Source organism: Pseudomonas avellanae BPIC 631 (assembly GCF_000444135.1).
In the GTDB taxonomy this organism is placed as follows: domain Bacteria; phylum Pseudomonadota; class Gammaproteobacteria; order Pseudomonadales; family Pseudomonadaceae; genus Aquipseudomonas; species Aquipseudomonas avellanae.
The window spans coordinates 1-11,904 of the sequence record NZ_ATDK01000379.1 but is presented as its reverse complement, the minus strand read 5'-3'; the positions used below and the strand labels follow the sequence as shown (position 1 = coordinate 11,904).

The following is an 11,904-nucleotide window of genomic DNA, read 5'->3' as shown; positions in this document are numbered from 1 at the left end:
ATCCCCCGGATCAGCGCCAGAGCCCAGCCGTCACTTACGTCGCACTCGGTGTCGTCAGTGCCATCGTGATAAAAAAGCGCTTTTGTTTATGTGCAGCAACTACGGGCCAGGCATGACGTTGCGCTGCAGCAGATGTGATACATAGCGTCCGTTACGAATGGCATTCCCGATGAACGATTGAGCAAGATGTTTGACTTTTGTGGCGCTACGCGCCGCATGTTGGTTCTGCGAGTCAGTGAGATTCGGGCTAGGCATGGCGTTGCGCTGCAGCATTCACCGCTATGCGACTTCTCATTCCTCCTTCAACGACTCCACACCCATCTCGTCCCACACCGCTTCGGCGAGGTGAAACGTCGCGTTGGCCGCCGGAATGCCGCAGTAGATCGCGCTCTGCATCAGCACTTCCTTGATCTCTTCGCGGGTTACGCCGTTGTTTTTTGCAGCTTTGAGGTGCAGGCGCAATTCGCCCTCACGGTTCATGCCGATCAGCATGGCGATGGTGATCAGGCTGCGTGTGTGGCGGGGCAAGCCTGGGCGGGTCCAGATATCACCCCAGGCGTGCCGGGTGATCATTTCCTGAAATGCTTCGTTGAAGGGCGTCAGTTTGCTCAGGCTGTTATCGACGTGTGTGTCGCCCAGCACGGCGCGACGCACCTGCATGCCAGCTTCGTAACGTTCGTCTTCGGTCATCGGGAGATCCTTGTGTGTTCAGCCACGGCACGTTCGACCCACAGGCGGGCCTGGCCAAGGTAATGGGCCGGATCGAGCAGGCGATCCAGCTCGGCGCAAGTAAGTTGCTCGCTGACCTGCGGGTTGTCGCCGAGCACTTGACGCAAATGCGCGCCCTGCTCCACCGCACGCCGGCAGCACTGTTCGATCAGATGATGGGCCGCGTCACGGCCGATGCGCTGGGCCAGCGCAATGCTCACGGCTTCGGCCAGCACCAGGCCTTGGGTGGATTCCAGATTGACCCGCATGCGCTCGGCGTCCACCTGCAAACCGGGTATCACCTGCAAAGCCTGTTGCAGCGAACCGGACACCAGACAGCACAGCTCCGGCAGGGTTTCCCACTCGGCGTGCCACAGGCCCAGGCTGCGCTCGTGCTCCTGTGGCATGGCCGACAGCATCGTCGCAACCAGCCCCGGTGCCCGAGTGGCTGCGCCGATCATCACCGCTGCGCCCACCGGGTTGCGCTTGTGCGGCATGGTCGAAGAGCCACCTTTGCCCGGTGCGGAAGGCTCAAACACTTCGCCCACTTCGGTCTGCATCAACAGGCTGACGTCACGCCCCAGCTTGCCGAGGCTGCCGGCGATCAGGCCCAGGACGCTGGCAAACTCTACCAGAAGATCACGCTGTGTGTGCCAGGGCTGCTCGGGCAGTTGCAGTTGTAGTTCACTCGCCAGTGCTTCGGCTACCGGGAAGGCCTGGTCGCCCAGCGCCGCGAGGCTGCCGGACGCACCGCCGAATTGCAGGCACAGCAGACGCGGCTTGATCTCGTTCAGGCGCTGGCGATGGCGAGTGATCGCGCCCAGCCAACCGGAGATTTTCATCCCCAGCGTGACCGGCGTGGCCTGCTGCAACCAGGTGCGCCCGGCCAGCGGCGTAGCAGCATGGCGCTGCGCCTGTTCAGCCAGTGCCTCGGCCAGTTGCGCAAGGTCACGCTCCAGCAAGACGATGGCCCGGCGTATTTGCAGCACAAGCCCGCTGTCCATCACGTCCTGACTGGTTGCGCCCATGTGCACGTAACGCTCGGCTTGCGGGTTGCGCACGGCAATCTGCCTGCCCAGCGCCTTGACCAACGGGATCGCCGAATTGCCGGCGCTGCCGATGGCAATGGCCAGTTCGTCGAAATCGAACAGCTCGGCGCGGCAGCTCTGCTCGATATCAGCCACGACCCGTTGCGGGATCAGGCCGATCCGCGCCTGCGCCCGAGCCAGCGCAGCCTCGAAATCGAGCATGCCTTGCACCCGGCCTTCGTCCGAGAAAATGTCGCGCATATCGGACTGCGTGAAATAGGCATCAAACAGTTGATTGCTCGGTCTGTTCACATCAACGCTCCAGATTGAACGGTTTCAGGTGGCATCGGAATGACTGACCCAACCCTTGATCAGGATCGCCAGCGCCGCCAGTGCCGCCGGGATCACCAACGCAGTCAGTACCTGCTCGAAATTCCAGCCCAGGCCCAGCAACGTGGCACCGGCCCAGGCGCCCAGAATGGCACCGAAGCGGCCGATCCCGAGCATCCACGACACGCCCGTGGCGCGGCCCTGCGTAGGATAGAAACGTGCCGCCAGCGACGGCATCGCCGACTGCGCGCCATTGATGCACATACCCGCGAGCAGTACCAGCGTGGCCAGCACCGCGACATTGCCCAGACTTTGCCCGACCAGATACGCAAACACCCCAGCCAGCGCATAGGCGAAGCCGATGACTTTATGCGGGTTGTAACGGTCCATCGCCCAGCCGACACCCACGGCGCTCAACACGCCGCCGAACTGGAACAACGCACCGATGAACGCCGACTGCTCCATGCTCGCGCCGCTGTCACGCATCAGCGTCGGCAGCCAACTGGTTAGCAGGTAAACGATCACCAGCCCCATGAAATAGGTCAGCCATAACAGCAAGGTGCCAGCGCTGTACGTACCGGAAAAGATCACTTTCAGGACGTTGCGGCTGCTCACGGTTTTCTGCTCGGGAACGGTAAACGCAGTCACCCCCGCCACTGCTTTGGGCGCAATCGGCGCAAGCACCTTGCGGATTTGCTCGGCCCCGCGATTGCGCACCACCAGAAAGCGTGCCGACTCCGGCAGCCAGACCATCAACACCACCGCCAGTACCAACGGCAGGATACCGCCGAGCATCAGCAGGCTGTGCCAGCCCATGCTGGGGATCAGCTTGGCCGACACGAAACCGCCGCAGGCCATGCCCAGATTGAACCCACAGAACATGCTCGTCACCAGCAAGGATTTGAGCCGCTCCGGGGTGTATTCCGAGAGCAGCGTGGTGGCGTTGGGCATCGCAGCGCCCAGCCCAAGACCGGTCAGCAAGCGCAGCACCAACAACTGGTCGATGTTGCTGCTATAGGCGGAAGCAAGGCTGAAAATCCCGAACAGGAACACCGCCACCACCAGCACCACCTTGCGGCCGAAACGGTCAGCCAGCGGGCCGGAACCCAGCGCACCAAAGACCATGCCGATCAGCGCGGCGCTCATCACCGGGCCGAGGCTGGCCCGGTCGATGCCCCATTCCTGGCTGAGCGCCGGCGCGATAAAACCCATCGCAGCGGTGTCCAGGCCATCGAGAAACACGATCAAAAAGCACAGCGCAACGATCCGCCACTGATACCCGGATAACGGCTGCGCGTTGATGAAAGCCTGTACGTCGAGCGTGCCGGTTGCAGGGCCGCTGGCTGTAAGCGTCATGAAGGTGTCCTTTTATTTTTATAAGGTCGCCTGCCGATGCAGGCGCCGTGAAACGCACGCACATGTTTCAGAAATCGAAAAACACCGTTTCGCCTTCACCCTGCACGCGGATGTCGAAACGATAGGCCGGTTGGCCCTCGTGCGTACAACGACGCGCAATCAGGGTTTCGCGACGCGGCGGCTGCTCGATCAGGTTCAGCACCGGGTCGATGGCATTGGCCTGCGCCTCATCATCGAAATACAACCGCGTTTGCAGATGAATATTGATGCCACGGGCAAACAGCGACACGCTGATGTGCGCAGCCATCGGCACACCCGCCGCATTGCGCACCGAACCCGGTTTTACGGTCTTCAACAGCCACTGACCGTCATCGGTGGTTGCGGTGCGGCCAAAGCCGTTGAACGGCCGGTCGGGATGAAATTCGTGGTCATGAACGCCCTGATGATCGGCCTGCCAGAACTCCAGATAGGCATCGCGAATCAGGTGGCCGTTGCCATCGAAAACGTTGCCCAGCAGCACGATGTGCTCACCCGGCGCTTCGGGCCTGGCCATCTCGTTCCAGATTTCCAGCTCTCGGATCGGGTTGCCGGCCACTTGCGGGGCCAGACCAATGTGCACGTAAGGGCCAGCGGTTTGCGAAGGGGTTTCCTGCAGCAATTGAACGGGCATGTCGGGCCTCCTCAGCAGTTTTCGAAGTGAGTCTTGCGCTGACCGCGCAACACGATGTCAAAGCGATACGCCAGGCAGTCCATCGGGTTGCCCAGTGCCAGATCAAGCCGGGCGATCAGGCTCTGTACCGCATCCGGATTGGTGATCGACTTGACGATCGGGCAGATCGGAATCAACGGATCGCCTTCAAAATACAGCTGGGTGATCAATCGCGTGGCAATCGACGGGCCGCTGATCGACACGTGAATGTGCGCCGGACGCCAGTCGTTGGGGCCGTTGCGCCACGGGTACGGACCGGGCTTGACGGTGCGGAAGCTGTAATTACCCTCGCTGTCGGTCAGGGTACGCCCGACACCGCCAAAATTGGGGTCGATCGGGGCCAGGTACGCATCACGTTTGTGGCGATAGCGCCCGCCGGCATTGGCCTGCCAGATCTCCACCAGGGTATGCGGAATCGGCTTGCCGTACTGGTCGCAGACCCGACCGGCAAGCAGGATGCGTTCGCCGATAGGCAGCCCGCCGTTGTTGAAGTTGAGCAGCAGGTCGTTGTCGTGCTGGCCAAACTGCAAATGCGAGAAATCCGGCCCGGTGGTTTCGGAAATGGATTGCGGGATACTGACCAGCGCCTGACGCGGCGAACGCAAAATCGAGGTCTTGTAATCAGGCGTCAGGGCTTTGGGGTGCCAGTTTCGATCACGAATGACAAAGCGGCTATTGTCCACGGCGGACATGGCGTTCTCCTTGTTTTTCTTATGGACGCGCAGGCGTCGATCACTTGCGCTACAGGCTGCGGCAAAGTGTCGCGCTATTTATGCTTACAGAGAACTGAAATAAAACCACGCATCCATAACCAAATGGTTATGCATACTGCCCATCCCGGTAAGCCGCCCCAACGGTTCGCAACTCATCCACGCACCACTGCGCCGCGCGTGTCAGTGGCAAGGCCGGGTTGCTGCACAAACCAACCGAGCCGCCGGGCTCGCGAATCCCCATGTCCAGTTCGACCAGCGTGCCGCCTTTCAACTCCAGCAACACGGCGTCCAGCGGCGCGATCCAGATCGCATTGCTGCACTGCACGTAACGGCGGCTCAGGGTCAGTGAAAGGGTTTCCAGGCGCTGGCGCGGCATCTGAATACCGCACTGCACGAACAGGCTGTCGGCAAACTTGCGGATGGTGGTGCCCGCCAGTGGCAGGACCAGCGGAAACTGCTCCAGGCTTTCACGCTTGAGCGGCGCGGCCAGCAACGGATGGTCATTGCGCACCACCAGCGTCATCGATTCGTTGTAAAGATGCTCGAAGGTCAGCCCTAGAATCTGCGGGCTGTCGGTCATGCGCCCGACCACCAGGTCCAGCTCGCCGACACGCAATTGCGAGAGCAGATAAGCGCTGGGGCCGGTCATCACACTGACGATCAACGCCGGGTGACGCGTGTGCAGGCGTTTGACGACCTCTGGCACCAGCAGGCTTTCGGCGGTGGACAGCACGCCCAGCCGCGCCGTAACGGTTTCATGCTCGCCGGAGCGCAGGCTACTGACCCCGTCACGCAACGCCTGGACGCTGGGCCCGGCGAAACGCATGAACGCCACGCCCGCTTCGGTCAGCGCCGCGCCGCTCTTGCTGCGCACGAACAAGGTCGTGGCCAGCAGGGTTTCCAGCTCCTTGAGGCTTTTGGACAGGGCAGGCTGACTGATCGCCAGCGCATCGGAGGCCCGCGCCAGACTGCCCTGCCGTGCCACTTCCAGAAAGCACACCAGATGGCGAAATTTGATGCGGGTGTCGATATTCAATGCGCGTCGGGTCCGGGAGTGGTGGAGAAAAATTCCGTTCAACGGCTGAGAAAAGAAACCACCTGAGGCGCCTCAAAGGGCCACTCCAGTTCCTCGCCCGTGTCGATGCGGCGCAGCACTGGAACGCGCAGTTCATAACGCTCTAACAGTTGCTCATGCTCGCCGATGTCGATCAGCTCGACCATCAGGCCATGCTCGATTGCAAACGGCAGCAGCACCGCTTCGGCGACCTCGCACAACGGGCATCCCAGGGTGCTGAACAGCTGGCATTCGGGTGGCGTGAGCATGATTGACCCTCTGCGGCTACGTGACAAGCATCTACGTGACAACCAAAGCCTGATTCTAGGCCTGACGCCCTATCACGTCGACACCCGGAAATGCGTCTTGCTGAACGCATTGGCGCGGTCCTGCACCGGCTTCTCGAAACAGCGATAACCGACCCAGCCGTAACACACCGCTGCCGCCATCATCAGCACGGCGAAAAACAGGTTGTCCAGGTAGCTCTCGGGCCAGGTCCCCACCAGGCTCCAGACCCGCCCGATCACGCCGAGCACCAGCAGATGTGACAGGTAAATGGTGTAGGACATGTCACCTGTAGCAACCAGAAAACCCGGCACGACAAGCCGTCGGCGCCGCTCCAGTAAGGCGAGGGTCAGCACCAACGTGCCGAACGTCCCGCCGACCATGAGCATGCGCAACAAACCCTGACTGTCGTAAAGCCGGTAAACACCTATCAGCGGCACCGCCACCAACAGCGCGACAGCCAGCAAGGCGTAGACGGCAACCGTCGGCAACCGTGCACTGTGGCGACCATAGAAGAACAGCGCCAGCGCCGCGCCGAGGATGAACTCCAGCGAATAAGGATGCAGGATGATTTTTAGCGCGGAAGAATGGTCCTGCCAGTCTGCCAGTGCGTTGAAAACGACAATGATCAATGCCCAGCCGCCGAGCAGCAGCGGCAGACTGCGTTCACGAAACAGCAGAAAACCGGAGAACACCACGTAGAACCACAGCTCGAAAAGCAGTGACCAGGCGACCATCACCAGCAACACCTTGTCATTGGGCAGCAGCAGGAAGGACATGAGCAGGTTGGACCCACCGTGCCCACTGTTGACCATCCCCGGCTGTACCAGAAACACCGCCAGGGTGATGAAAAAATACAGCCAGTACGTGGGGTAGATCCGCGACACCCGATTGAACAGAAAGCGCCGGGCCTCTGCGCCACTCTGGAAGCGGCCACGACTGACAATCACCATCACGAAACCGCTGATGACAAAAAACAGGTCGACACCCAACTGAAAAAAATCGAGCAGTGGCGGCAGGAGAATATCGCCCCCGGAAAACTTGCCCTCGACTGACATCATGTGAAACAAAACCACCCCCAGGACTGCAACGCCCCTGAGCCCCTGCAGGGAATACAGCCGCTCCATGCCACTCTCCATTCAGCTCGACGCGCTCATCTTCAGTGCCTTTTCATGCCGAACACAGGCTCGCCCGTTTCAAGCATAGCCAAAGGCCAGAAATACGGAACCCCCAACGTGCACAGTCGTTGTGGTTTTTCCTGACGGATGCTTTTGGAGTAAGGTGCAGCGGCAGTGGACGGCCTGATCGAACACGATACGGCAATCGAAGTGAACCTTCAGGAATCCCCTGTACTCGAAACACCCATATGCCACCTAAACGGAGAAAACCATGGCTCGCCAAACCGCACAGAATGCTCAGGAAATCCTGAGGGCCGACTTCCAGGTACTGGTTGCAGATACCGAGAAATTGCTGGCACACACCGCCTCTCTGGCAGGTGATCAGGCCGACGAACTGCGTGCCCAGATTCGTGAAAGCCTGTTGCGTGCCAAGGAAACGCTTAAAACAACCGAAGATTCGCTGCGCGAGCGCGGTGAAGCGGCGGTGGTTGCTACAGAAGACTATGTTCAGAACAACCCCTGGCAGTCAGTCGGTATCGCCGCAGGTGTCGGCTTTCTGATCGGCCTGCTGGCTACAAGGCGCTAACATCATGACTCTGGGAACGGAATCAGCACCGCCCGAGGGAACTCCGGGCTCTACACCGCGGCGCCTCGGCGCTGCATTCCTTGGCCTGTTGCACAGCCACGTCGAACTGTTCGGCATCGAGCTGCAAGAGCAGAAGGCCCGCACTGTCAGCCTGTTGCTGTTTGCAGGGCTGGCGCTGGTTTTCGGCCTGCTGCTGCTCACCGGGCTCTCGGCGCTGCTGCTGATCGTTCTGTGGGACAGCTACCGACTGGCCGGGATCATCGGCCTGTGCACGTTCTACTTTCTGGCCGCGATCTTCTGCGGATTGCGCCTCAAGGCAGCGATTTTCGATGAGTCGTCGCCGTTCCATGCGACCCTTGAAGAACTGGCCAACGACCGTGAGCGATTGATGCCATGAGTGAACCCAAATCGCACCAGAGCAATACTCGCCGTGAACTGCGCAAGGCATTGATCCGCCTGCGCATGGAAATGCACCGTCAGGAAATACGTCACGAATCGACGCAACTGCTGCAGCCGTTGCAACGCTTTCGCGGCATCCGCCACGACTGGAAAAGCGCACTGGGCTTTCGCCACGCGCCGCTCTGGGGCGTGGGCTCGGTCGCCCTGCTGGGCTTTCTCAGTGGCAAGCGCGCCAAGACCGGGCGTACCAGCTTTCTGGGCCGCCTGCTGAAACTCGGCATCACTCTGACGCCGCTGATCAAGGTGGCCCTGCAGCGCCGCGCCATACAGAACCGTAACCACAGGCTCTGACTGCACCAGCCTGATATGAATCAGGCTTGAAACCGAATGCCCGCCCCGATGTTTCGCGGCGGGCATTTGTTTTTTGTGCGTGCCTGTTTACCTCTCTGCACACTTAAGACCTTGCAGCAGGCCCGTCGAACCGGGAAGCTACGCCACTATCATTGATGGAGTGACCGCCTTGGATTGGCAGACCCTGCTTAACCGCGAACGACTCGGCAAAACCCTGCACAGCCCCGAAGAACTAGGCCGCAGCCCGTTTCACAAGGACCACGACCGGATCATCTTTTCCGGTGCCTTTCGCCGTCTGGGGCGCAAGACGCAGGTCCATCCGGTGTCCAGCAACGACCACATCCATACTCGTCTGACCCACTCCCTAGAAGTCAGCTGCGTCGGCCGCTCGCTGGGCATGCGCGTCGGCGAGACCCTGCGCTCTGCCCTGCCAGACTGGTGCGACCCCAGCGACCTGGGCATGGTCGTGCAGTCGGCCTGCCTGGCACACGACATCGGCAACCCTCCGTTCGGCCACTCCGGCGAAGATGCGATTCGCAACTGGTTCAACCAGGCGGCCGGACGAGGCTGGCTCGATGCGATGAGCGAGACCGAGCGCAACGACTTTCTCAACTTCGAGGGCAATGCGCAGGGGTTCCGGGTGCTCACGCAGTTGGAATATCACCAGTTCGACGGCGGCACACGCCTGACCTACGCCACCCTGGGTACTTACCTCAAATACCCGTGGACGGCCCGGCATGCCGATTCGTTGGGGTACAAAAAGCACAAGTTCGGCTGCTACCAGAGCGAACTGCCGATTCTTGAGCAGATCGCCAGCAAGCTTGGCCTGCCGCAACTTGAAGAGCAGCGCTGGGCACGCCATCCGTTGGTCTACCTGATGGAGGCCGCCGACGACATCTGTTACGCGCTGATCGATCTGGAAGACGGTCTGGAAATGGACCTGCTGGACTACGCAGAAGTCGAGTCGCTGCTGCTTGGGCTGGTCGGCGATGACTTGCCGGAAACCTATCGGCAACTGGGCGCCGGTGATTCACGCCGGCGCAAACTGGCGATCCTGCGTGGTAAGGCCATCGAGCACCTGACCAACGCGGCGGCCCGAGCCTTTGTCGAGCAACAGGACGCCCTGCTGGCCGGCACCCTGCCCGGCGACTTGGTCGAGCACATGCACGGCCCGGCCAAACGCTGCGTGCTGAACGCCAAGGACATGGCTCGCAAGAAGATCTTTCAGGACAAGCGCAAGACGCTGCATGAAATCGGCGCCTACACCACGCTGGAGATCCTCCTGAACGCCTTTTGCGGGGCAGCCGTCGAACAGTTTGGTGGCCGCACGCCCTCCTTCAAGCACCGGCGTATTCTCGACCTGCTGGGCAACAGTGCGCCCGATCCCAAGGCGCCGCTGCATGCCTCGTTCCTGCGCATGATCGACTTCATCGCGGGCATGACCGACAGCTACGCAGGCGAAATGGCCCGGGAAATGACCGGACACTCCGGGCACATCTGACCGGCAGCCGCCAGCCAGCTTCCTGGGCAAACCCGGAAAGCTGGCTGGCCTGACCTGCTTACAACGCAAAACTCAGACAAGCCCTACACGCATGTCAGACGAGTCCTATCGCAGATTTTCTTGCATCCCTCAATAATTCCAGCCACTTCAACCGCCGCACCGGCACGTCATCCATCCGCCTGCGACACTTACGGGTCCGCACGCCGCCTGCCGATGCCTGAACGCCTCGCCAGGGTTTTTCCGGAAAACTCATGTCCAAACACAGCCTGCGCATCCTGCTGGTGGAGGATCACCCTTTTCAACTGATCGCCACTCAGGTGCTGCTCAACAATCAGGGCTACTTCCTGCTGACTCCCGCACTGACCGCAGCAGAGGCGATGGACGCCATGCACCGCAGCCCCGAGCCTTACGGGCTGTTGCTGTGCGACCAGTGCCTACCGGACAAGACGGGCATCGAACTGATCAGCGAGGCGGCCCGACAAGGCCTGCTGCGTCAGGCCATCCTGCTCAGCGGCGTGCCCGACGCGCAGCTTGAAAGCCTGCAGCAACTGGCGATGGAACGCGACCTGCCGCTGCTCGGCTGTCTGAGCAAACCCCTGAACGGCGCCGACCTCAGCCGTTTGCTGGAAAACATTCCTGCCTGACGCCGACAGCCCGGTTTTTTATCCGCCTCGGATTTGCCTGCCTTTGATGCCAGCGCCTGAAGCGGAACCGCAACGCTCTTGTACGTGGCGATTAACAAAAGATGCAACAGAAAACACGCTGAAGGCTGTGAATTCGCGTTCAGACGTGTAGGAAAGTTTCAATAAACAGGCCTGATGATTCCAGGAAGTAATAAACAACCTGCACATCAATAACCCATCATCACACCGAAACGCGCGCTAACGTTTAAACACACTTATGTTCATCGTAGGCTTTTACGTACTCCGATACGTTAATTTTTGTAGGACTTTTCCTATATATGCCTGCCGGGCAAGTCTCTTCATGTGCCTGCCCGAACATCTGAGCTAAGGTGCGCGCTTTCTTCGCTGCTTGTTATGGAATGGAATATGAACTCAGTTTTTATCATCGACGACCATCCGGTTATTCGAATGGCTGTAAGAATGCTGCTGGAAAACGAAAACTATACCGTGGTCGGCGAGACCGATAATGGTGTCGACGCGATGCAAATGGTTCGCGAATGCATGCCCGACCTGATCATCCTCGACATCAGCATTCCCAAGCTCGACGGGCTCGAGGTGCTGGCGCGCTTCAGCACCATGGGGCTGCCCTCCAAGATCCTCGTGCTGACGTCACAGACCCCCAACCTGTTTGCCATCCGCTGCATGCAATCCGGTGCTTCCGGTTATGTATGCAAGCAGGAAGACCTCAGCGAGCTGCTCAGTTCGGTGAAAGCGGTATTATCCGGCTACAATTACTTTCCCAGCCAGGCATTGGCATGCGCGGTTCGTGAAGACGGGATGACCAGCGAGCTGGAGCTGTTCAAGTTGGTCAACGACCGCGAACTGATGGTGTTGCAATTGTTTGCGCAGGGACGCTCGAACAAGGAAATAGCCAAAGGCATGTTTCTCAGTAACAAGACCGTCAGCACTTACAAGACACGGCTCATGCAAAAACTGAAAACCAGAACCTTGGTAGAACTTATCGAGATGGCAAAACGCAACGCGCTAGTGTACTGTTTTCGAAAAAATCAGCCACCAACTAACGGAAAATTCAAATCTTATCAATAGCTTAGCTTGCAGGTTATGGGTAACTTATTTCGAAAA

At 59.9% G+C, this 11,904-nt stretch carries 14 protein-coding genes; 6 read left to right on the top strand and 8 right to left on the bottom strand.

What is annotated here, in order from left to right; all coding sequences use genetic code 11:
• Nucleotides 1–291: 291 nt before the first annotated feature.
• The 8 genes from pcaC to DW49_RS0122410 all read right to left on the bottom strand — a co-directional run bounded on the left by pcaC (nt 292) and on the right by DW49_RS0122410 (nt 7,310).
• Entirely contained in the window at nt 292–690 is a 399-nt protein-coding gene (gene pcaC, locus DW49_RS0122445; RefSeq protein ID WP_005617439.1) for a 4-carboxymuconolactone decarboxylase, read from the bottom strand.
• A complete protein-coding gene (locus DW49_RS0122440; protein WP_005617437.1) occupies nt 687–2,048 on the bottom strand; it encodes a 3-carboxy-cis,cis-muconate cycloisomerase in 1,362 nt (453 codons plus the stop codon). Before DW49_RS0122440 ends, pcaC begins: the two co-directional genes overlap by 4 nt.
• A gap of 24 nt (nt 2,049–2,072) precedes the next feature.
• Nucleotides 2,073–3,422 (bottom strand): 4-hydroxybenzoate transporter PcaK, encoded by a 1,350-nt coding sequence (pcaK, locus tag DW49_RS0122435; protein WP_003373352.1) that lies wholly within the window; start codon nt 3,420–3,422, stop codon nt 2,073–2,075.
• A 67-nt stretch (nt 3,423–3,489) separates the two neighbouring features.
• Nucleotides 3,490–4,092 carry a protocatechuate 3,4-dioxygenase subunit alpha gene (gene pcaG / locus DW49_RS0122430; protein ID WP_005617434.1) on the bottom strand — a complete coding sequence of 201 codons (603 nt, stop codon included), beginning with the start codon at nt 4,090–4,092 and terminating at the stop codon, nt 3,490–3,492.
• A gap of 11 nt (nt 4,093–4,103) precedes the next feature.
• Nucleotides 4,104–4,823, bottom strand: a complete 720-nt coding sequence (gene pcaH / locus DW49_RS0122425) for a protocatechuate 3,4-dioxygenase subunit beta (RefSeq protein WP_003373348.1) — start codon at nt 4,821–4,823, stop codon at nt 4,104–4,106.
• Between the two features lie 127 nt (nt 4,824–4,950).
• Nucleotides 4,951–5,880, bottom strand: coding sequence for a pca operon transcription factor PcaQ (gene pcaQ, locus DW49_RS0122420; protein ID WP_005617432.1), 930 nt, complete (start codon nt 5,878–5,880; stop codon nt 4,951–4,953).
• Between the two features lie 38 nt (nt 5,881–5,918).
• Nucleotides 5,919–6,167, bottom strand: a complete 249-nt coding sequence (locus DW49_RS0122415; protein ID WP_003373344.1) for a glutaredoxin family protein — start codon at nt 6,165–6,167, stop codon at nt 5,919–5,921.
• A 72-nt stretch (nt 6,168–6,239) separates the two neighbouring features.
• Nucleotides 6,240–7,310 carry an acyltransferase family protein gene (locus tag DW49_RS0122410; RefSeq protein ID WP_005617431.1) on the bottom strand — a complete coding sequence of 357 codons (1,071 nt, stop codon included), beginning with the start codon at nt 7,308–7,310 and terminating at the stop codon, nt 6,240–6,242.
• A 262-nt stretch (nt 7,311–7,572) separates the two neighbouring features.
• On the opposite strand from DW49_RS0122410, the gene DW49_RS0122405 reads away from it, so the two are divergent.
• The 6 genes from DW49_RS0122405 (at nt 7,573) to DW49_RS0122380 (ending at nt 11,868) form a co-directional block, all read left to right on the top strand.
• Complete coding sequence (locus DW49_RS0122405) at nt 7,573–7,887, top strand: ElaB/YgaM/YqjD family protein (protein WP_003373339.1); 315 nt, start codon at nt 7,573–7,575, stop codon at nt 7,885–7,887.
• A 4-nt stretch (nt 7,888–7,891) separates the two neighbouring features.
• Nucleotides 7,892–8,284 carry a phage holin family protein gene (locus tag DW49_RS0122400; protein ID WP_003373338.1) on the top strand — a complete coding sequence of 131 codons (393 nt, stop codon included), beginning with the start codon at nt 7,892–7,894 and terminating at the stop codon, nt 8,282–8,284.
• Nucleotides 8,281–8,637 (top strand): hypothetical protein, encoded by a 357-nt coding sequence (locus DW49_RS1000000132910; RefSeq protein WP_003373336.1) that lies wholly within the window; start codon nt 8,281–8,283, stop codon nt 8,635–8,637. The genes DW49_RS0122400 and DW49_RS1000000132910 overlap by 4 nt, the downstream gene beginning before the upstream one ends.
• A 169-nt stretch (nt 8,638–8,806) precedes the next feature.
• Complete coding sequence (locus DW49_RS0122390) at nt 8,807–10,138, top strand: deoxyguanosinetriphosphate triphosphohydrolase (protein ID WP_003373333.1); 1,332 nt, start codon at nt 8,807–8,809, stop codon at nt 10,136–10,138.
• 251 nt (nt 10,139–10,389) lie between these two features.
• Nucleotides 10,390–10,782, top strand: a complete 393-nt coding sequence (locus DW49_RS0122385) for a response regulator (protein ID WP_005617428.1) — start codon at nt 10,390–10,392, stop codon at nt 10,780–10,782.
• A gap of 405 nt (nt 10,783–11,187) precedes the next feature.
• On the top strand, nt 11,188–11,868 hold the full coding sequence (locus tag DW49_RS0122380; RefSeq protein WP_024421411.1) for a response regulator transcription factor: 681 nt from the start codon (nt 11,188–11,190) through the stop codon (nt 11,866–11,868).
• Nucleotides 11,869–11,904 lie beyond the last annotated feature (36 nt).